This window comes from Stenotrophomonas sp. Ps181 (assembly GCF_025697425.1).
GTDB lineage: Bacteria > Pseudomonadota > Gammaproteobacteria > Xanthomonadales > Xanthomonadaceae > Stenotrophomonas > Stenotrophomonas sepilia.
Genome location: NZ_JAHWBI010000007.1, coordinates 142,486 through 161,558 on the forward strand (window position 1 = coordinate 142,486; position 19,073 = coordinate 161,558).

The following is a 19,073-nucleotide window of genomic DNA, read 5'->3' on the forward strand; positions in this document are numbered from 1 at the left end:
TTCAACCCATCATGGGGGCTGCGGTAACATGCCCTCCCCCGAACCGCCCCGGTACCCGCCGTGCCCCATTACACCGGCCCCCTGCTGACCCGCGACAGCGCCGACACCCTGCGCCGTGCCCATGACAAGGGCGCCGCCGACTGGCAGGGCTCGCTCGACCTCGGGCGCAGCCAGGACAGCGTGGCGCTGGACGCGGACGGCTTCCACTTCCGGGGCCAGCCCTACCCCTGGCCGGGCAAGCTGAAGGACCGCACGCTGTACTACTGGGATGGCGAGGACTTCGCGCCGATCTCGCGCTACAGCGGCTCGCTGATCAAGCTGGTGCCCACCGAATGGGGCGCACCGACCTTCGAGATCGACGGCATCAAGATGCTGCCCACCTCGAAGCTGTCGCCGTTCGAGGATGCGCGCCGCAAGGTCGAGCTGGTCGCGCCGGCCGGCAAGGTCATCCTCGATACCTGCGGTGGCCTCGGCTACTTCGCCGCCTGTGCGCTGGAAGCCGGTGTCAGCCAGATCCGTTCGTTCGAGAAGAACGCCGATGTGATGTGGCTGCGCACGCTCAACCCGTGGTCGCCGGATCCAGACTCGGCTGCCGCCGGCGGCCGCCTGCAGTTCAGCCACGGCGACGTCTCGCAGCAGATCGAACAGGTGGCCAGCAACAGCGTCGACGCGATCCTGCACGACCCGCCGCGCTTCGGCATCGCCGGCGAGCTGTACTCGCAGGTGTTCTACGACCACCTCGCCCGCGTGATCCGCAAGGGCGGCCGCCTGTTCCACTACACCGGCGCGCCGAACAAGCTGACCAGCGGCCGCGACGTGCCGCGTGAAGTGGCCAAGCGCCTGGAAAAGGCCGGTTTCAAGGCCGAACTGGCGCTGGACGGCGTGCTGGCCGTCAAGCGCTGAGCCTTACTCCGAATCGACCTTGGCCAGCTTCATCACCCACGCCGGCACCTCGGGTTCGCCGGCGTAGAAGTCCTTCGGCTTGTTCTCCGCCATCGCCCAGCGGTGCAGCCAGCTCGGGCCATAGCGGCCGTTGTAGCCCTCGGCACCCCGCGCGTAGGCCGGGTCACGCATCGCCTCGTCCAGCGAAATGAAGCGATAGCCGCGGCGCTTCGTGGCCGCGACCAGTTCGGCGAAGGTGGCCGCGTTGAGCTCATTGGCGTGCATCAGCCACACCTGCGGCAGCGCGTACCCCAGCAGCGCCTGCGACTGCTTCTCGTAGTAATCCAGCTTGTTCAGCATGTACGGCACGTAGCCCTTGCGCAGCTGCGCCAACGTCGCCGCGCGCGCGGGCGAGTCCGCCTGCTCGTTCATCACGTTGGCATAGGCGAACGCCCACACCCACTCGCCGTTGTCCACCGTCACCGGCGCCACGCGGTAGCCATGCTGCTTGAAGAACGCATCCATCTGCGCGCGCTCATCCGCGGTGCGCCCGGCGCGCAGGTAGGGGTGGCGCATCCACTGCGGCGCCTGCCCCTGCTCAGCCAGCAGCGGCCGCAGCACCGTCTCGCCGCGCAGGAAATCCTGCTGGAACGCCGCCACGCCCTTCGCATTCAGATCCATGTGCGAGTAGGTGTGGTTGCCCAGCACATAGCCCGCATCGCGCCAGTCGCGCAGCATCTGCACCCGCGCCGGCTGCACCTGTCCATCCACCTCAAGCTTGTTCTCGTTGACGAAGCCGACCACCGGCACGCCTGCCTGGTGCAGCTGGGCCATCAACGCCTCATGCCGCGCCTGCAGGTCCGGCGGCGCAATCTGGTCAAGTCGTGCCCATGGCAGGTCATCGATGGTCACCGCGATACGGCGGTCCACCTCGGCGGCATGTACCGCCAGCGAACACAGCAACAACGGCAACGCACGCAGCAACAAGCGCATCGGGTCTTCCCTGGAGTGGCGAGGCATCGACTGTAGCGCGATTGCCGCGCGCCGCCGAGCGTGCTCAGCCCGCCCGGGCCCGCGCGATCGCACGCCACAGGGCAACGCCGCCGGCCATTGCGGCCAACAACAGCACCGTCAACACCAGCGCCAGATCATCCGGATTGCGCAGCAGTGGCGCGTTCACCCGCGTCAGGATGTGGAACACCACGCGCTGCGCCTGCTCCAGCGGTACATCACCCTCCGACACCAGCTCCACCAGGCACGCCGTGGGTGACAGCAGCGCCACATTGCTCCACGCATTCTCGTACAGGTGCAGCACCCATCCGGCCAAAGCCAGTGCGCCACCGTGCAGCACCATAAGCGCCACGTTCGCAGTGCGCAGCCGATCGCGCAGCCACAGGGCACGGCTTGCGCATACCGCCATGGCCCCCAGCAACGCCAGCACCACGCCTACCCATGGAATCCAGCCCAGGGGCTGCCAGTCATCCAGTGCGCCCGCACGCGCCATCACTTGTTCGGCAACCTGCAATCGCGCTTGGGCGTCCGGGCCCCCACAGGCCGCCGTCACCGGCTCCAGCAACAGCTCCACGCGGTAATGGAAGAAGCCGGCAGCCAGTACCACAGACAGCAGCGCGACCCACTGGAGCATCAACAGGATCGGCCCCTGCCCACAGATGCGGCGGATTCGGGAAGTGGCGGCGCTCATCGGTTCATCCATGACAGCAAAGAGCCATCCTAACCAAGCGCTTCGCACGTGTCGGCTGGCGGATGCGACACGCACCACGCAGCGCCGTTACGATGACGAGGTTGATTGAATCCGTGTGTGCCAAGCAGGATGTTCCCGATGGTGATGCTGTACCTGATCGTACGAACGCTGCTGCCACTGCTGGCGTTCGTGCTCGCATGGTGGCTGCTGGCGCGCCTGATCAATGCGCGCGTCGCCCGGATGCCACGCGTCCCGTTGAACCTGCCGGAGCACAGCAGCAGCCCCCGCAAGAACGATCGACGCATCTACGCGCGCAAGCTGCGGCGGAAGCCGGGCCTGCGTATGGCAACCCGCGCCGCCACCGCACCCCGCAGCTGGCACGTCGCCGCGGCCATCCTCTTGCTGATGGCGCTGATCGCCACCGTGCTGGCCATCCCCGATGGCGCACGCTTCCAGGTGATGGTGGGCAATCTCATCGGTTATCCGGGAATCGTCATCGAGGCGCAGGTTCCCGTGGCCGCACAGCCCGTCGTGCTGCAGGCATGGCAACCCGCGCTCGCACAGCTGGGGCGGCCCACGGCGATGCGCTACCCGATCGGTCGCACCGGTGGTGAGCATGAAGCCCATGCGGTCGTACCCGTGCAGGTACGGCTGCAGGGTGATCGCCTGCAGGTGGCCGTCGCGCGACCGGTAGACGCTGAAATGCTGCGTGTAGAACTGGCACGGCTGGCCGGGTTGCCAATCGAGGCCATTGACGTACAGCAACGCGACGTTGCGCCGTGGAGGGAGTCGGGCTGGCAGCCACTGCCCGGCCCTTAGAGCAGAGCCCATGCTCCGCTGCCCTTTACCCCTTCCCCGGACGGCACGCGCTGCGCGCGCCAGCCGAGCATCGGCTCGGCTCTACATCAAGCCCACACCCAGCCTTTGAATCACGACCCTCGCGGCAGCTTCGCCGCCCACATGTTGTCGACCAGGTTGGGATAGCGCCGCCCGTTCTCCTCGGCACGTTGCCGTGCCGCCGCCTTCTGCGCATCCGACAGCGGTTGCGACGTCTGGCCCTTGGGGTTGGGCTTCTTCCACGGGGGGGTTCTGGTCTGGCGCATGGCCGCAGCTTAGCGCTTCAGGAAGTTCAGCAGGGCCAGATTGAAGCGGTCGGCGTGGCTGGTGTTGCAGCCATGTGGCGCGCCTTCCAGGATCACCACTTCGCTGCCCTTGATGGCCTTGTGGGTACGCTGGCCGGAGCCCTCGAACGGCACGATGGCGTCACTGTCGCCGTGCAGGATCAAGGTCGGCACCGTGATCTTTTTCAAGTCATCCCGGAAATCGGTCGTGGCGAACGCCTTCATGCAGCCCAGTGCCGCCGTCTGGTCGGATTGATGGCACAGCGCGATGGCCGCCTGGCGCGTTTCTTCGGTCACCATCAGCTGGCCATTGGCGCTGAAGAAGTCGCGGGTGAAGCCGTCGAAGAACGCCTCGCGGTCCTTCTCCAATCCGCTGCGCATTTCATCGGCCTTGGCCTGGGGCAGCGGCCCCTCCGGGTTGTCGTCACTGCGCAGCAGGAACGGCGGCACCGCCGCAGCGAACACCACACTGTGCAGGCGATCCTGGCCGTGGTTGGCCACGTAGCGCGCTACCTCGCCACCGCCCATCGAGAAACCGACCAGGGTGACATCGCGCAGGTCACGTTCCTCGATCAACCCCGCCAGGTCCGCCGCCAGGGTGTCGTAGTCATAGCCGTCGGCCGGTTTGTCGGAGCGGCCGAAACCGCGCCGGTCGTAGCTGATCACGCGGTGCTGTGCATCGCGCAGGATCGCCACCTGGGTCTTCCAGGCGTCGGCAGACAGCGGCCAGCCGTGGATCAGGATGACCGGGCGGCCGTCGCCACCAGTGTCTTCAACGTGCAGGCGGATGCGGGAAGCAGGCATGGGCGCTCCTGTGGAAGGGGAGGATTTCAGGCTAGTGGCCGTCACCTGTGGCGGCTGTGAGGGAATCCCGGCCGCTCATGACATCCCCTGCACAGGCAACGGCCTCAAGGCTGGAACAGGGCCGCCAATATGGGCATTCATTCCGTGGCGAGGCCGTTTCGTCGGAAGCCGGCTGCAGCGGCCCAAACGCCATGCCAGCCTGCGTGAACCCTCCCTGGAGCCTCACCATGCTGCTGCTCACCCTGCCCTTGCTGGCCGCCGGCCTCGTTGCCGCGCCAGCGCCCGCCGACACCCTGCGCGCGCAGGTCCGCCAGGCCGACACCCAGCTGTTCGCCGCCGCCTTCGAGGCCTGCGATGCCGACAAGGCCGCCGCGATGACCACCGAAGACATGGAATTCTTCCATGACAAGGATGGCAAATCGGCCAGCAACCGCGAGGACTTCCGCCGCAGCGTGGCCAGCCTGTGCAGCAGCGCGCGCAAGGGTGGCTGGCAGCTGCGCCGCGAGCTCGTGGAATCTTCGCTGCAGGTGTTTCCGCTGCACGATGAGCGGGCGCTCGAAATCGGCGACCACCGCTTTTACGAGCGCGGCAAGGACGGCGTGGAACGCTGGACCGGCCAGGCCCGCTTCATCCAGGTCTGGCGCCGCGTGGGCGGGCACTGGCTGGCCGAACGGGTGATCAGCTATGACCATCGGCCGGCGGACTGACGTTTCCGGCGCCCTTCACCGGCCGGATCTATACTGGCAGAGTTAACCCCGACCCACCGCTACCGTTCGATCGCCATGGCAGAGATCACCCCCAACCACCCCGACTACGGCCTCAACCAGCAGATCCGTCAGGGCGTGGCCGCACTGGACGCCCAGCATGGCCGTGCGTTCGACCAGACCAGCGAACGCCTGACCGCCAGCCTGACCGTGCTCGCCCGCGAGCAGGGCCTGCAACAGGTCGACCACGTGCTGGTCAGCAACGCCACGGCCCAGCACCCGGCCGGACACAACATCTTCGTGGTGCAGGGCGACCCGGCCAATCCAGCGCACCTGCGCGCGATGATGCCGACCGCGGTGGCGGCGCAGACGCCGGTGGAGCAGTCGATGCAGAAGTTGGGGTTGGGTGTGCAGCAGCAGGTTGAGGCGCAGGCGCAGGAAATGCAGAATCCCGCGCCTCGGATGGGGTGATGCTTCTCTGAAGCTATCTTCACGATTTACGGCATTTTCCAGTAATGGACCTCAATAGAGATAGCGCCGCCCGGCTGACGTCTCGCCACAGAGTAAACACCGTTGGCGTGCATCAGCGTGCGATCGTCGGCGGGCAAGCCCGGATACTTGTCGGCTGCTTGATAATCGCCATAGTACGCAATCCAAAGCCCTACCCACTCAAGCTCTGGTTGAAAATCCCTCAACTGTTGACTTGAGACAAGAAGCCCGCCGAACAACCCAACTACGCCCAGAAGCCGTGCCAATGCGATGTTCTTCTTCCCTTCCAATCTATTCTTTACACGCCGGCCGACAGAAGGGATCAGCATCGCCAGAAGTGGCACTCCGAGCGCCACCAATCCCAACGTGATTTGCCAGACAACGGTCGCCAAGCCTACAAGCAACATTGCCAGCGTCAGCCAAACAAATATGTAAAGCGGAAGCGCTAGTGCTCCGGTAGCCATGACGAAATCCTGCCCCGGAAGACCGGTTGCGCTGGTCATGATGTTTCGCGCGATCATGGCCGCCCCAAGAATAACCCCCAAGTGCAGCATCAGCATTAGCCTGCGCACATAGCCATACCTCCATGCCCCCTGAAAAATTGGGATAAGCCAGGTCATCAACCCCAGCGCCATCAATGTATAGCCAAGGACAAGAGCAGCCTGGCAGCTGTACTGATTCCCGGTTCTTACCACCTCAAAAATCCACACCGCCAGCAGTGATACTCCGAGCAGGTAGAATTTTTTCTCCAAATCCAGCGCTCTGAGGCGATCAACAGTGCGCGCAAGAATTTCCATGTTTTCCGAACTCAGTAGGAGCGGCCAGCATTCTGCAGGTTCATCAATTTGTTGACCACTGTGGATCAAGTCCACAGTGGTCACTCGTTCGACTCCTTACAACTGGATGCGCGCCACGCTCTCGTCAGCGCCCTTGTCATCCTTCTCGCCGTTCTTGATGCTCACGAACAACACGTTGTTCTTCGCATCCAGCGCCAGGCTGTTCGGGTGGGTCGGCACCGTGTAGGTGGCCACCTTCTGGTAGCTGTCACTGTTGTATGCGGTCACCGTACCGGCTTCGCGGTTGGTCACGTACAGGCGCTTGCGCGGTGCATCCAGCAGGATGCCCAGCGGGCCGGCATCGGTCGGGATGCTGGCCAGTTCCTTGCCGGTGCTGCGGTCGAGCACCAGTACGCGCTGGCCCGGATGCTTGCTGACCAGGCCGCTGCTCTTGGCCTGGTAGCCACGCAGGAATTCCGAGCCCTGGTCGGTCACGAACAGGCGCTTGCCCGCCGGGTCCAGCGCGATGTTCATCGGCTGCTCGGCGGCGATCCTGTGCTGCGCCACCACCTTGTTCGAATCGGTACCCACCACCACCAGGTCGGCCAGCAGGTTGCTGGTGTAGACGCGCTTGTTGGCCGCATCCAGTGCCAGGCCCGGCGCCTTGGCATTGCCCAGGCCGTCGATGGTGTTGATCACCTTCAGCGTGTTCGTATCGATCACGAACAGCACGCTGCTCACGTCCGGCTGGCTGCTGTGGCCGGTCACGTACAGGCGGTTGGCCGCGCTGTCGACCACCAGCTCGCGCAGGTCATGGGTGTAGGCGGCCTTGCCGTCCTTGCCGGTCTTCTTCTCCATCAGCTGGATGGTGCCGACGGCCTTGTTCTGCGCGGTGTCGACCACGGTCACCGACAGGTCCACGGTGTTGCCCACGTACAGGCGGTTGTGGGCGTCATCCAGCACCACGCCGAAGGCTTTGCGCTCCAGCGGGATGCGGGTTTCCACCGCCAGCGTGGCCGGGTTCAGGCGCAGCACCTGGGCCGGGCCGGCGTCATCGCCGAAACCGCCAGAGGAGGCCACGAACACGGCGTTCTGCTTCGGGCTGTAGGCCAGCTCGTACAGGCCCTTGGCCACGGCCTGGCGCTGTACAGCGGCGGTGGCACTGGCGGCGGGCGCGTTGTCGGCGAACGCGGAGGGCACGCCGAGGCTGAGCGAAACGGCAACGGCCAGCGCGGCCGAGCGGAAGAGAGGAGTACGGAACATGCGAGCGTCCTTGAATGGGCACGGGAAGGTGTCCTGGCTCGCTGGGCCGTACTTCGACGGCCCGCCCCGCATCTGTCTGCGCGGGGTGGGCTGGCTGGGGTTGCGGGGGGAATGGTAGCAGGTGGGGGGCGTGGCGTGCGCCGGCGCGGGCATGGCCGACGCTCGACCTCGATGCTGCGCCCGCCGCTATGCCATCCGTGGACCGTGGCTCTGCTGAAGCTGCTGCTCCTCCTGCAGGCGCTGCGCGTCTCGCTGCGGCTCATTCTGCTGCAACTGCGCGACCCGATCGAACGAGGCCTCCACCGGTGCCTGCGCAGCCACCTCCGCCGGCATGCTGGCGCGCTGGTGTGCCGGGTCACTGCGGTCCCCCTGCACGATGAACAGCTTCGGTGCGGTATCACCGCGCTGCTCGCCCAGCACCACTTCGTCCACGCGCGAGAACTGCTGCTCCTTCGACAGCGCGAGCAGGCTGGCACTGACATTGCCGTTGCGCGCCCCGAAAGCGCCGAGGTCGGCCACCTGCTGGTGGATCTGGTTGAGGCGGGCATGATCGTCGTGCGCCGGGTCTGCGGGCGTGCCGCTTGCCGCGAGGGTGCTGTTGCCGCGCCACTGCTCGCCGTTCTCGGTGAACATCCACTCGCGGAAGGTCTGCTTCGGCATCGGGTTCCACTGCACCTTGTCCAGCTCGCTGCCCTTCACCTGCTGCGGAATGGCGTTGACCGCGCGGATGTTGTCCAGGACCCTGGTAGCGCCCTCGTAGTTGCTGATCTCCCCGGCCAGCCCGACCGGGCGCAGCCCAGCGTGGTTCAGGGCACCCCATGCGAAATCGGTGCACGCGTTGGAGAAGAAGTCGTACTCCATGTCGAAGCCGTGCTTCTTCGGGTTCGCCGAGAACTCGAGGATGCGGTCGTACTGCTCCTTGCTGATCTCGATCGTGCGCTCGAAGCGGGGCTTGTCGTAGACCCGCAGATCCGTGTCATCGACTTTGCCCAGCGAGGGATTCGCACGGTCGTTCCCCATCGTGAATCCCCTGCTCACGGGTACCGGGTCATTTGATCGCGCCAGCGAAAGAAACATGTGCCCGGCAAATGACGGATCCAACAATCTCTTCTGGCCCGCGTCGCCCACATCGACTCTCGGCGTGCCCGGTGCGGCGAGATGAATCGTGACCGTATAGCGCTCTGCTTCCTTGCTCATGTCTTACTTCCCTAGCGATTGATATCCAACAATCAGTTCGGCTTGGAGCCCTTCCAACTGCGGGCGGTCCTCCATCAGGTCGACAGTCAACCGATACCGGCCCGGCTCCAGCCAACCGACCTGCGCGAACTGAAGCACCTGATACAGCATCTCATCCGAGTGCAAACCGGCCTCGATCAGTGCGTTGTCATCCAAGCTTGTATCAGCCAGATATCGCACAACCTCATCTTCTGGAATTCTCTGTGAGTCGCGCCCGTCAGGAGTGCTCTGCCATAGCTGTACAGGACCAAGTGCGCCGCCATCAATCCGCTCCAGGCGCAATCGCGTGGGTGGCTTTCCCAGCCTGATCTTCTCCCACGCGTCCAGCAACGAGCGCCCATCGGTATCCTGCAGCCGCAACCCGATGTTCAGGATCGGAATGGCCGGCTTCTGGGGCGCCGGCAAATCAAACGTGACCTCGGCAATCCGACCGGCCTTCTGCAACTGCACGGCCCGCGTGAGCGGCACAACCGTGCGGGCCTCGGCCTGTGCGCGCGTCAGCAGGGACGGCGCAACCTCAGGCGCTGGTGACGCACGGCATGCCGTCAGCGCGCCCAGCACCGCCAGTACCACCAGCCCCCGCCGCAGTGGCCGCGTCATTGCTCCTTCAACCGCAGCGAATCGGCCACATCGGTCTTGGCCGCCACCTCGGTGGCGATGCTGGCGCGGCGGTGCCCCGGGTCGTTGCGGTCGCCCTGCACGATGAAGATGCTTTCGGCGGCATGGCTGTTCTGGGTCGGCCGGCTGAGCAGCACGTGGTCCACGCGCGAGAGATTGTTCTGCTTGGCCAGCACCAGCAGGCTGGCGCTGATGCGCTGGCTGGCTGCATCGAACGGGCGGCCGTGCGCGGCGTCCAGCTCCGCCACCTTCTGGATCAGCTGCGAGAACAGGCGATGGTCTGGGTGCGAAGGGTCCAGCAGCGTGCCGGCCACTTCAATCGGCGTCGGCGGCGGCTCGTCGCTGGCGCGGTCACCCTGGCGATGGTGCTCGGCCTCGTGCTCGGGCATCGCGTTGTGGGTTTCGGCATTCAGGTCGCTGCCCGGGAACGGCGCGGCGATGCACTGGATCTCCGGCAGGTTGAACAGCACCGCGAACTCGCCCAGATTGCTGCCGCCATCCAGCGTCGCCGGCAGCGGATGCAGGCCAGCGTAGTGCAGGGCCGCCCAGACGAAATCGCTGCAGCGATTGATGGTGGCCGGGCGATCAACGTCGAATTCGAACTCGGCCGGTTCCTCGGCGAAGTCGCGCAGGCAGCCGTAGTGCTCCTCGGTGATTTCCAGGGTGCGGCTGTAGTACGGGTCCAGGTGCTCGTCGGCATCGTCGTGGCGCACCTGTGCGTACTGCACGCCGGTGCGGGTTTCGCCCGGCGCGTGGCACGGTGGTGCGAAGCCATAGCTGTGGGCCTCGTCGCCCGCAGCGACCTGCAGGTACATGTGGCCGCGCGGCGAGATGCCCCCACTTTTCAGCGGGGTGCCGGGCGCGGCCAGATAAAGGGTTGCGGTGTAGCGTGTTGCCTGCTCCATGCCTGTTCAGCCTTGATGGGTACTGCGGTCCTGGGCGGATGATGGCATAGGTGGGATGGGGGGCAGGTGGAGGTGAAAGCAGTTTCGAGGCCGAGGCGCTCGAAACTGTGATCTGCCGTGCAGTCGCTGGAAGTCAGCCCATCTGCAGCGGCGCCCGGGTTTGTTCCATGGCCAGCTCCTGCGGCGCCAACGAGGCGCGCTCCTGCTGGGCTTTCGAAATCTGCTCGACCTTCGCAAAGGACTGCTCCACTGGCGTTCGCGCGGCCTCCTCCGCCGCCATCGACGCCCGCACGTGGGCCGGATCGTTGAGCTCCCCCTGCACAACGAACAGTCGCTGCGCCGAACCATCGCTTGGCGCATTGCCCAATACCACATGATCAACGCGCTCCAGCCCGCTCTCCTTGGCCGTGGCCAACAACCCCACTGAGATCCTCTCGCTGGTCGCATCGTAGGAACGGCCATGCCCCTCATCGATACCCGCCACTCCCTTGCGGATGGAGTCGAGCATATCCCTGTCCCCCCGCGGCAGTTGCTCATCGCTGATGATTCGCTGGAACAGCGTTCTCTCCGGCATTTTGTTGTAGTGCTCGGTATTCAACGCGCTGTCCGGAAAAGGCGCCCGGATACTACGGATGTACTCGATGTTGGTGAGAGGCTTGAGGCCGCCTTGGAAATCCTTGTCCTGCATGAAAAGCGCATTGGTGCGATGAAGTCCCGCGTGGTTCAACGCACCCCAAGTGAAATCGATACAACTATTGTTGAGCCCGTGATACTCCGTATTGAACCCGTGCTTGTCCGGCGCATCACCAAATTCTTTGAGCTTTTCGTACTGATCTTTCGAGATTTCGAGCGTTCGCTGGTAAAAGGGATTCTGGTAATCACCCGCGTCGGAGTCATAAACCTTGCCGGGACCGGTCGTTGCCCCGTGCTCCTTCGGCGCAAAGCCATAGCTGATGCTCTCACGGCCATCGCCCACCGTGTAGTAGACGTGACCCGCGGCAGACGTTCCGCCCCCCAACAGCGGGGTTCCTGGCGCCGCAACGTAGATTGTCACGCGATATCGTTCGTCCATGAAGCGCTCCTATTTTGACTTGTGCTTGTAGGCGACCAGCAATTCTGCCGGGATTGGCGCAAGGCGCGGTGAGGGGTCAAGTAACTCCACACTCAGGCGATAGCGGCCTGGAGAGAGATTCTGGCCCCACGCCATCGCCAACTGCTTGTAGTGCCCTTGCAGACTGGACAGCCCCGCCGCCTCAAGTGAAGTGTCGTCCACGTCATCGAGCCACACCGTTGAAACTTGCCCATCAGCGTTGATCGGCACAAGAGTGGCGGCCGTTCCTGGCTGCTGCTCAACACGCACGAGTGGAGCATTTGCCTCACCCATTTCCCCGAGCCGAGTGAGGTGCACGCGTGCAGGCAGACCAGCGCGTCGAATCATCAAGGCCCGCTCAAGCGCTGCTGCGCCATCCTCCCCACTTACGCGGACGGCAACCAGGAGTGTTGGCGCGGCGTTTCTACCGGGCGGCTCAAGATTGAACTCTACAACCATGGGCTCGGCCATTGACGTCAACGTAAGCGGCCTGACAAGCGGCACATTGTTCTGCGCAGCACCGGAAGAAGGCTCAGATCGCGGCGGTGCTGTCTGAGCCTGGCAAGCGCTTAGCAGTAGCAAAGCCAAGCATGCGCCTGCCCCCAGCATCCGTCGTCCCAGTCGCAGCATCGTCCGTCCTCGCTTCAACTTTGATTGATAGGTGTTTTCTCACCAGACCTTCTTATACACGCAGGCCTGGAAGCAATCCATGACGACTGCCACCACAGAACGGGAGAGCTGCAAATTGGACAGCGGCTGATTAGTCGCTATGGGCTGCAGAGCACGAGGCATTGACGACCCAATGCGTGCTTGTCCCAGCGCAGCCTATGAAACACTCAATCGTTGAGGCTGTTGACTGTCCATAGTCCTATTTCACGTTGTAGTTAGCGACGAGAAGCTCGAAGTTGAGATGCGCAACGTCTGGATTGCCCTGAAGGTTGGTCACCTTCAGCCGGTACTTCCCGGCTGTCAGATCCCCGGAATCGGCACGGGCCACCTCGTATTCCCTGTAGGCCAGGGACATGTCGTACTTTCCTGCGTTGACCAGACTGTTCGAATCCGCGCCGACGGCGCTCCTGTACTCGTACACATCGCCCTTGGCCGGTTGATATCGGCTGCCCTGCCAGACGGCAGGCAGATCGCGAGTCAATACCTGTAGTGCTATGGGCGTTTCGGCGTCACCCTCCAGCTTCCACAACTGTACCTTCAGGGGAATCCGGGCGTCTTCAAGGAAGTCGACATCGCCCGGCTTCATGTCCGGGCGCTTGGCAGGCCCACCGGTACGGAAACCGATCAGGAAGGTGCGAGGTCTGGGATCCTTCTCCCAAGGCGGTGGCAGCTCAAAACGCGCCTCTACCGTCGCACCTGCATGGACCAGGTCCATTGGCTTGGCGACAGGGAAACCGTCGCCATACATCTGGGGTGCCTGGGCGCCACAGCCGCCCACAAGCAGCGGCAGCAGTACCATCCATGGCCTCAGTAGGTGTCGCATCCGTTCCTCACGTTCGGGCACTCACTTGCCGGCAGTTTATACACCGCACCGGCCGGGGGACCTGAACTGGCTTCACATTGCCCAGCGGCGGGATGGGGATTTCTGCCGGTGAACATTGCGTGGGCAAGTTCTGGTGTTAGCAGGCACGCGATGGTGCAGGCACTATTCCTGCAGTCAGGAGGATGACCATGACCACGATAGACACCGCATGGCTGGAAGCGTTCGACAAGGAGCTCCTCCACCTGTTCGCCATCGACCACCGCGATGCTGGCATGGATGAGTACCTGCTGGGCTGCTACGCAGACCTTCCGCCGCGCGAGGCGCTGGCGTTCGGCAGCGACTACGACCTGGAGCGCGACGATGCGCTGTGGCCACGGCCGTGCGTGGCGTCGGAAAGTTAAGCTGTGTCGCAATCGGCACACTTCGGATCGAAGCCCAGCGGGCGGACTGTCGCTTTTGAGACCCCGATCCTCTGCAAACCGTGCTTTTCAATGCGCATTCGGGCGGTAACTTAACACCGGACGAAACCACTGCACCGCAAGGGTTCTGCCACGCGCGCGCCATGCAACAATGCCGTAAGCGTCAGCATTTGCGGCCTCTGCGGCCTACGGTTTCTTGGCATCTCGCAACCATGCGAGTACACCTTGGCGTGCCACCGGAAAAGGGTGGCGCGGGACTCGAAAACCCGTCTATGTACCAGATGTATGCGCTTGCCAGCCGGCGCCACCGTTTGTGTGGCGCCGGCTGGCAATCCGTTCGCGTTTCCATGGCGGGCGGTGCGTGGGGATCTTCGGATCCGCCGGTCTGGTACATACCGGTTTTCGAGCCCGCACCGTCCGCCACCTTTATCGGTGGCGTTGCTATCTGTCCTGTACGGAGCATTGCCATGAACACATCGGACTTCCGTTCCCTGCACGCGCAGTACGATCCGGACAACGCCGAACCCGAGCGCGTACCCTTCCCCGATCCCAACGCATTCGTCGCCACGCTGCGCCGCATCGGAACTGGTGCGGCTGCGGATGGCCAGCCTTGGCCGGAGCGGCATCAGCTGCCTGGGCGTTGTCTTCAGCTGGCGGATGCGGATTGCGCGCTGGCCGGGCTGCGTGTGGTGGCGGAGCTGATGTTGGCTGCGGAGCGCACGCGGCAGAACGGTGCGCCCGAGGAGTACCTGGGGGATCGGGTGATGGAAGGGTTGAAGATGGCGTGTGTGGCGTTGACTGCGCAGGTGGCTGAGCGGTTACAGGTGCGGGAGTAGCTACCCGATTTGCATCTCATGACACTGCACTGCAACCTTCTTGGAGATCTGCGCTGTTAGGGCAGTACACCGAGCCTCATTTGTATGTCTTTGCGATGCCTGGGTTCACACCCCACTTACCGCGCTATGCAGTAGGTGGGGCCTAGAGCTCTAGGTCCCTCCAATCAACTTAGGAGAGCAAAGAAGAAAGCCTCTCGACGGTTCGCCTGAGACTGTCCGAAGCTACCGAAGCCCGGCGGGGGCACCAATGTTCTGCTACGAACTCCGAAAGTTTCGTGTTATAGCCGACTCCTTGGGATGCGATAGCAGAGCGCTGACTTATCAACTCTTCCCTGATGGCTCGGGGCGCCTGTCGTGCCAGATGCAGCAATTTAGCTTTAGGATCAGGCAGCTGTTCCGGGTCAAAATCAATGCGAGTCCCGATAAACTGCCCGAATCCATCACGATCTGCCATTATCCAGCTTTCAACCTCTCGGACAGCCACTCGCAAGAAGAATTGATCTGAAACTTGCCGCCCAGCCACCCATTGTCGCACTAATTCTTCCGCGCAGACTCCATCATCCAAGTCAGTTACAACGAGGACCGGGTACTGGCGGGCCATCTCGATAAATGAACTAATTCTGGACTTTAGATAACCGCAACCACCCTTCCTAAGACGCATAAAGACATTCAATCCGAGTTCACTTGCAATTCTCTCGCAAACTACTTCGGTAAGAAGATCTTCTGTCGCAATTGCAATCTCTGTCACTCCCAGAACCCCAATTGCTCAATTGAGGTAGGCCTTGTTTTTGGAAGTATGACTTCTGCAACAGAAAGTCCGGCATTCAGCGCAACCGCCTCTTTCTCATTGACGGGACGAATCACCGTACCTTCCACGACCGGCTCCAAAAGAAGAACCCCTCTCGCGTCAATCCCAGGATTGCTAAGTAGCGCCTCACTATGGGTGCTCACTATGATTTGACGATTCTTCCTCTTTCTGTCCCGCTGAATCCTAGTCAAGAGGAGCGGAATCTCCCTGACAATTGCATCATTTAGAGAAAGCTCTGGCTCTTCGAGCAGAAGCAAAGAGTCTCCTTCAATGAGAACCCATAGCAGGCCCAGCAGCCTCAGCGTACCGTCGGAAAAATGTTCTTCTCGTTGCCAGCCCGCGTTAGGGCGGTAATGCGAATAGAGCGCCTCGAGGTGGGGCCTCCCGTTAACAGGATCGGGGGCAAATCGAAGCTCTTTGAACTGCGGAACTGCCAGCGCCAGGGCCTTTCCAATTTTCTTAAGCCGGGAGTCTCTGGCGCGAGGCTGGGTCTTTGCAACGCGCTCCAGAAATCCCTGACCAAAGGGATCGTCCTCCAGCAATTGACCGCCAATTCGGTCTGCATACTTAAGCAGCTGAGGGACCAGATGGAGATACGTGGTCTCCCCGAAAAACTCAGCTAATTCTCGGAACTTTACGTTTGCCTGGATTTGTTCTAAAGCGGTCTGAGTGAGGCGAACTTCGTCCGCTCTGTCCTTATCATCCGGCCTATCAAGAACGGGCTTCCCATTCCGGAAGACTTGCTCTCTCGAAACAATTGTTCTTTGCGCGCCCTTCCCTTCAGGACGAAAGCCAAGCACATACTTCCAAGTGGGTGCATCGTCTTCGGCATTCTCTGACAACTCAATTTCAATCCTGACCTCTGGATCACGCCGCGCGTGGAGGCAGCGCAGTTTCTGAATACCTCCTCGATCATGAACCGCCTTCTGCAGACCGCCACCATGAGACTTGCTTACGTCCCGAAGGAACCGAAAAACGTCGAGAAAGTTCGACTTCCCGGATGCGTTCGCACCGAGCAAGTAGGTGCGCTCTCTAAGCGGGACATCGACCTCCCTAAAGTTTCGCCAGTTTCTGAGCTTCAGATGCGTCACGATCATCGAAATAGTCCATACATAGAAAGAGCGACCCTTGACGGGTCGCTCTATCATGTCCAATCAGTCGAGAAAATCAAACCCCAACAGGATTAGCCTTCTCCGGATCAATCTTGTACTGCTTGATCGCCCGGGCCACGTCCTTCGCGGTCATCTTCCCTTCCTTCGCCAGCGCCGCAATCGCGGCATGGGCGATGTAGTAGCGATCCACCTCAAAGAACCGGCGCAGGTTCGCACGCGTATCCGACCGGCCGAAGCCATCCGTACCCAGCACCGTGTAAGACATCGGCACGAACGCGCGGATCTGGTCCGCATACGCACGCACGTAGTCGGTGGCGGCAATCGCCGGGCCCTGGCGGCCTTCCAGCAGCTCGGTCACGTAAGCCTTGCGCTGCTCACCTTCCGGATGCAGGCGGTTGGCACGTTCCACGTCGAAACCATCGCGACGCAGTTCGTTGAAGCTCGGGCAGCTCCAGATGTCGGCGGTCACGCCGAAGTCCTTGTCCAGCAGCTCGGCGGCAGCAATGGCTTCGCGCAGGATGGTGCCCGAACCCAGCAGCTGCACGCGCAGCTCGCCCTTCTTCGGCTTGCCGGCGTCGGTCAGCAGATACATGCCCTTGACGATGCCTTCGGCCGCGCCTTCCGGCATTTCCGGGTGGGTGTAGTTCTCGTTCATCAGGGTGACGTAGTAATACTCGTCCACCTGGTCTTCCATCATGCGCTTGGTGCCGTGCTGCAGGATCACCGTCACTTCGAAGCCGAAGGTCGGGTCGTAGCTGCGCACGTTCGGGATGCCACCGGCCACCAGATGGCTGAAGCCATCCTCGTGCTGCAGGCCTTCACCGTTCAGCGTGGTGCGGCCGGCGGTGCCACCCAACAGGAAGCCGCGGGTACGCATGTCGGCGGCCTGCCAGGCGATGTCGCCCACGCGCTGGAAGCCGAACATCGAGTAGTAGATGTAGAACGGCAGCATCGGCACGTTGCTGACCGAGTAGCTGGTACCGGCGGCCATCCACGAGCTGATCGCACCCGGCTCGCTGATGCCCTGCTGCAGCACCTGACCGCTCTGGTCTTCGCGGTAGAACATCAGCTGGTCGGCGTCGACCGGCTTGTACTTCTGGCCGAACGGCGCGTAGATGCCGATCTGGCGGAACAGGCCTTCCATACCGAAGGTACGGGCTTCGTCGGCCACGATCGGCACGATGTGCGGGCCCAGTTCCTTGTCACGCAGGGTGATGTTCAGGCTCTGCACGAAGGCCATGGTGGTGGAGTAGCTGCGCTCGCCGCTGCTCTTCAGCAGGCGCTCGTAGGCTTCCAGCTTCGGCGCCACGAAGGTCTTGTCGGCCTTGCGGCGGCGCTGCGGCAGGTAACCGCCCAGCGCGGCACGGCGTTCCTGCAGGTACTGCACTTCCGGCGAATCCGGGCCCGGGTGGTAGAACGGCACCTGGCCGTCGGCCAGCTGCGCATCGGTCACCGGAATGTTGAAGCGGTCGCGGAAGTGGCGCACCGCTTCGTCGTCCAGCTTCTTGGTCTGGTGGGTGGGGTTCAGTGCCTCACCGGCGCTGCCCATGCCGTAACCCTTCACGGTCTTGGCCAGGATGACGGTCGGCATGCCCTTGGTGTTCACGGCCTGGTGGTAGGCGGCGTACACCTTGTGCGGGTCGTGGCCACCACGGTTCAGGCGCCAGATGTCGTCGTCGGAAAGGCCGGCGACCATCGCAGCGGTTTCCGGGTACTTGCCGAAGAAATGCTCGCGGGTATACGCGCCGCCGAAGGCCTTGCAGTTCTGGTATTCGCCGTCGACGGTTTCCATCATCAGCTTCTTCAGGACGCCGTTGGTGTCCTTGGCCAGCAGGGCATCCCAGTAACCGCCCCACAGCAGCTTGATCACGTTCCAGCCGCCGCCACGGAACACGCCTTCCAGTTCCTGGATGATCTTGCCGTTGCCGCGCACCGGGCCGTCCAGGCGCTGCAGGTTGCAGTTCACCACGAAGATCAGGTTGTCCAGGCCTTCACGGCCGGCCAGGGCGATGGCACCCAGGGTTTCCGGCTCGTCGCTCTCGCCGTCGCCGATGAAGCACCACACCTTGCGGTCGGACTTCTCGATCAGGCCACGGTTTTCCAGGTAGCGCATGAACTGCGCCTGGTAGATGGCGGCCAGCGGGCCCAGGCCCATCGACACGGTCGGGGTCTGCCAGTAGTCCGGCATCAGCCACGGGTGCGGGTACGAGGACAGGCCACCGCCGTCCACTTCCATGCGGAACTTGTCCAGCTGCTCTTCGCTGATGCGGCCTTCCAGGAAGGAACGCGCGTAGATGCCCGGGGCGCTGTGGCCCTGGATGAACAGCAGGTCGCCCGGGTGGTTCTCGCTCGGGGCGCGCCAGAAGTGGTTGAAGCCCACGTCGTACAGGGTGGCGCCGGAGGCGAACGAGGCGATGTGGCCGCCCAGGTCACCCGGCTTGCGGTTGGCGCGCACCACGGTGGCCATCGCGTTCCAGCGGATGATCGAACGGATGCGCCATTCCAGCTCGGCGTTGCCCGGGCTCTTGGCCTCGAACTGCGGTTCGATGGTATTGACGTATTCGGTGGTGGGAGAGAACGGCAGGTAGGCGCCCGAACGACGGGTCAGTTCCACCATGCCTTCCAGCAGCTGATGCGCGCGCTCGGAGCCCTCGACATCAATAACGGCCTTCAACGACTCGATCCACTCCTGGGTTTCCACAGGATTCGGGTCGTTGTTCAGCACCTCGTTCAACCAGTTCATTAGCGCTCCCATAACCGCACGCACGCGCGCGACTGTTGTATAGATTTCTAGACCGCAAAGTGTAGCGCACCAA

20 protein-coding genes are annotated in these 19,073 nt (G+C 63.0%); 6 read left to right on the forward strand and 14 right to left on the reverse strand.

All coding sequences use genetic code 11. The features are described from left to right. Window positions 1-60 precede the first annotated feature (60 nt). The gene (locus KXV01_RS16830; RefSeq protein ID WP_099591125.1) at window positions 61-903 is read left to right on the forward strand and encodes an MnmC family methyltransferase; all 843 of its coding nucleotides are present in this window, start codon (window positions 61-63) and stop codon (window positions 901-903) included. Between the two features lie 3 nt (window positions 904-906). On the opposite strand, the gene KXV01_RS16835 is transcribed toward KXV01_RS16830, so the two are convergent. After that, window positions 907-1,875 (reverse strand): polysaccharide deacetylase family protein, encoded by a 969-nt coding sequence (locus KXV01_RS16835; protein ID WP_099495376.1) that lies wholly within the window; start codon window positions 1,873-1,875, stop codon window positions 907-909. A gap of 64 nt (window positions 1,876-1,939) precedes the next feature. Beyond that, window positions 1,940-2,584, reverse strand: coding sequence for a hypothetical protein (locus tag KXV01_RS16840; protein ID WP_099495375.1), 645 nt, complete (start codon window positions 2,582-2,584; stop codon window positions 1,940-1,942). Between the two features lie 138 nt (window positions 2,585-2,722). Here KXV01_RS16840 and KXV01_RS16845 point away from each other — a divergent pair, with 138 nt between their 5' ends. Then, window positions 2,723-3,403 (forward strand): hypothetical protein, encoded by a 681-nt coding sequence (locus tag KXV01_RS16845; RefSeq protein ID WP_099495380.1) that lies wholly within the window; start codon window positions 2,723-2,725, stop codon window positions 3,401-3,403. 110 nt (window positions 3,404-3,513) lie between these two features. Here KXV01_RS16845 and KXV01_RS16850 read toward each other — a convergent pair whose 3' ends face one another. Beyond that, window positions 3,514-3,687, reverse strand: a complete 174-nt coding sequence (locus tag KXV01_RS16850; RefSeq protein WP_005415066.1) for a hypothetical protein — start codon at window positions 3,685-3,687, stop codon at window positions 3,514-3,516. A gap of 9 nt (window positions 3,688-3,696) precedes the next feature. Next, window positions 3,697-4,509: an alpha/beta hydrolase gene (locus KXV01_RS16855; RefSeq protein WP_099495374.1), complete on the reverse strand. Its 813-nt coding sequence runs from the start codon at window positions 4,507-4,509 to the stop codon at window positions 3,697-3,699. A gap of 227 nt (window positions 4,510-4,736) precedes the next feature. Here KXV01_RS16855 and KXV01_RS16860 point away from each other — a divergent pair, with 227 nt between their 5' ends. Together KXV01_RS16860 and KXV01_RS16865 are read left to right on the forward strand one after the other, a co-directional pair. Further along, a complete protein-coding gene (locus KXV01_RS16860; RefSeq protein WP_111097141.1) occupies window positions 4,737-5,216 on the forward strand; it encodes a nuclear transport factor 2 family protein in 480 nt (159 codons plus the stop codon). 75 nt (window positions 5,217-5,291) lie between these two features. Then, on the forward strand, window positions 5,292-5,684 hold the full coding sequence (locus KXV01_RS16865; RefSeq protein WP_111097140.1) for an XVIPCD domain-containing protein: 393 nt from the start codon (window positions 5,292-5,294) through the stop codon (window positions 5,682-5,684). Window positions 5,685-5,710: 26 nt separating this feature from the next. On the opposite strand, the gene KXV01_RS16870 is transcribed toward KXV01_RS16865, so the two are convergent. The 8 genes from KXV01_RS16870 to KXV01_RS16905 all read right to left on the reverse strand — a co-directional run bounded on the left by KXV01_RS16870 (window position 5,711) and on the right by KXV01_RS16905 (window position 13,058). Continuing rightward, entirely contained in the window at window positions 5,711-6,583 is an 873-nt protein-coding gene (locus tag KXV01_RS16870) for a hypothetical protein (RefSeq protein ID WP_146256750.1), read from the reverse strand. Window positions 6,584-6,595: 12 nt separating this feature from the next. Continuing rightward, on the reverse strand, window positions 6,596-7,741 hold the full coding sequence (locus tag KXV01_RS16875) for a YncE family protein (protein WP_111097139.1): 1,146 nt from the start codon (window positions 7,739-7,741) through the stop codon (window positions 6,596-6,598). A gap of 186 nt (window positions 7,742-7,927) precedes the next feature. After that, the gene (locus tag KXV01_RS16880; RefSeq protein ID WP_258390918.1) at window positions 7,928-8,761 is read right to left on the reverse strand and encodes an XVIPCD domain-containing protein; all 834 of its coding nucleotides are present in this window, start codon (window positions 8,759-8,761) and stop codon (window positions 7,928-7,930) included. 180 nt (window positions 8,762-8,941) lie between these two features. Next, on the reverse strand, window positions 8,942-9,577 hold the full coding sequence (locus tag KXV01_RS16885) for a hypothetical protein (protein ID WP_111097001.1): 636 nt from the start codon (window positions 9,575-9,577) through the stop codon (window positions 8,942-8,944). Next, window positions 9,574-10,500, reverse strand: coding sequence for an XVIPCD domain-containing protein (locus KXV01_RS16890; RefSeq protein WP_111097002.1), 927 nt, complete (start codon window positions 10,498-10,500; stop codon window positions 9,574-9,576). The genes KXV01_RS16885 and KXV01_RS16890 overlap by 4 nt, the downstream gene beginning before the upstream one ends. A 133-nt stretch (window positions 10,501-10,633) precedes the next feature. After that, window positions 10,634-11,572, reverse strand: a complete 939-nt coding sequence (locus tag KXV01_RS16895; protein WP_111097003.1) for an XVIPCD domain-containing protein — start codon at window positions 11,570-11,572, stop codon at window positions 10,634-10,636. A 9-nt stretch (window positions 11,573-11,581) separates the two neighbouring features. Next, window positions 11,582-12,049 (reverse strand): hypothetical protein, encoded by a 468-nt coding sequence (locus tag KXV01_RS16900; protein WP_258390919.1) that lies wholly within the window; start codon window positions 12,047-12,049, stop codon window positions 11,582-11,584. A 409-nt stretch (window positions 12,050-12,458) separates the two neighbouring features. After that, complete coding sequence (locus KXV01_RS16905) at window positions 12,459-13,058, reverse strand: hypothetical protein (RefSeq protein WP_111097005.1); 600 nt, start codon at window positions 13,056-13,058, stop codon at window positions 12,459-12,461. 212 nt (window positions 13,059-13,270) lie between these two features. Here KXV01_RS16905 and KXV01_RS16910 point away from each other — a divergent pair, with 212 nt between their 5' ends. Continuing rightward, on the forward strand, window positions 13,271-13,483 hold the full coding sequence (locus KXV01_RS16910) for a hypothetical protein (protein WP_181452448.1): 213 nt from the start codon (window positions 13,271-13,273) through the stop codon (window positions 13,481-13,483). 485 nt (window positions 13,484-13,968) lie between these two features. After that, window positions 13,969-14,337: a hypothetical protein gene (locus tag KXV01_RS16915; protein WP_111097007.1), complete on the forward strand. Its 369-nt coding sequence runs from the start codon at window positions 13,969-13,971 to the stop codon at window positions 14,335-14,337. Window positions 14,338-15,081: 744 nt separating this feature from the next. Here KXV01_RS16915 and KXV01_RS16920 read toward each other — a convergent pair. Continuing rightward, entirely contained in the window at window positions 15,082-16,242 is a 1,161-nt protein-coding gene (locus tag KXV01_RS16920; protein ID WP_111097009.1) for an AAA family ATPase, read from the reverse strand. 70 nt (window positions 16,243-16,312) lie between these two features. Further along, entirely contained in the window at window positions 16,313-19,000 is a 2,688-nt protein-coding gene (gene aceE / locus KXV01_RS16925) for a pyruvate dehydrogenase (acetyl-transferring), homodimeric type (RefSeq protein ID WP_012478970.1), read from the reverse strand. Between the last annotated feature and the right edge of the window lie 73 nt (window positions 19,001-19,073).

Bases quoted from the DNA above. Each gene is read 5' to 3' on its own strand.
- KXV01_RS16835 (WP_099495376.1), bottom strand. From the start codon at position 1,875: ATGCGCTTGTTGCTGCGTGCGTTGCCGTTGTTGCTGTGTTCGCTGGCG.
- KXV01_RS16840 (WP_099495375.1), bottom strand. From the start codon at position 2,584: ATGAGCGCCGCCACTTCCCGAATCCGCCGCATCTGTGGGCAGGGGCCG.
- KXV01_RS16845 (WP_099495380.1), top strand. From the start codon at position 2,723: ATGGTGATGCTGTACCTGATCGTACGAACGCTGCTGCCACTGCTGGCG.
- KXV01_RS16850 (WP_005415066.1), bottom strand. From the start codon at position 3,687: ATGCGCCAGACCAGAACCCCCCCGTGGAAGAAGCCCAACCCCAAGGGC.
- KXV01_RS16855 (WP_099495374.1), bottom strand. From the start codon at position 4,509: ATGCCTGCTTCCCGCATCCGCCTGCACGTTGAAGACACTGGTGGCGAC.
- KXV01_RS16860 (WP_111097141.1), top strand. From the start codon at position 4,737: ATGCTGCTGCTCACCCTGCCCTTGCTGGCCGCCGGCCTCGTTGCCGCG.
- KXV01_RS16865 (WP_111097140.1), top strand. From the start codon at position 5,292: ATGGCAGAGATCACCCCCAACCACCCCGACTACGGCCTCAACCAGCAG.
- KXV01_RS16875 (WP_111097139.1), bottom strand. From the start codon at position 7,741: ATGTTCCGTACTCCTCTCTTCCGCTCGGCCGCGCTGGCCGTTGCCGTT.
- KXV01_RS16880 (WP_258390918.1), bottom strand. From the start codon at position 8,761: ATGGGGAACGACCGTGCGAATCCCTCGCTGGGCAAAGTCGATGACACG.
- KXV01_RS16885 (WP_111097001.1), bottom strand. From the start codon at position 9,577: ATGACGCGGCCACTGCGGCGGGGGCTGGTGGTACTGGCGGTGCTGGGC.
- KXV01_RS16890 (WP_111097002.1), bottom strand. From the start codon at position 10,500: ATGGAGCAGGCAACACGCTACACCGCAACCCTTTATCTGGCCGCGCCC.
- KXV01_RS16895 (WP_111097003.1), bottom strand. From the start codon at position 11,572: ATGGACGAACGATATCGCGTGACAATCTACGTTGCGGCGCCAGGAACC.
- KXV01_RS16900 (WP_258390919.1), bottom strand. From the start codon at position 12,049: ATGGTTGTAGAGTTCAATCTTGAGCCGCCCGGTAGAAACGCCGCGCCA.
- KXV01_RS16905 (WP_111097005.1), bottom strand. From the start codon at position 13,058: ATGGTACTGCTGCCGCTGCTTGTGGGCGGCTGTGGCGCCCAGGCACCC.
- KXV01_RS16910 (WP_181452448.1), top strand. From the start codon at position 13,271: ATGACCACGATAGACACCGCATGGCTGGAAGCGTTCGACAAGGAGCTC.
- KXV01_RS16915 (WP_111097007.1), top strand. From the start codon at position 13,969: ATGAACACATCGGACTTCCGTTCCCTGCACGCGCAGTACGATCCGGAC.
- KXV01_RS16920 (WP_111097009.1), bottom strand. From the start codon at position 16,242: ATGATCGTGACGCATCTGAAGCTCAGAAACTGGCGAAACTTTAGGGAG.
- aceE (WP_012478970.1), bottom strand. From the start codon at position 19,000: ATGAACTGGTTGAACGAGGTGCTGAACAACGACCCGAATCCTGTGGAA.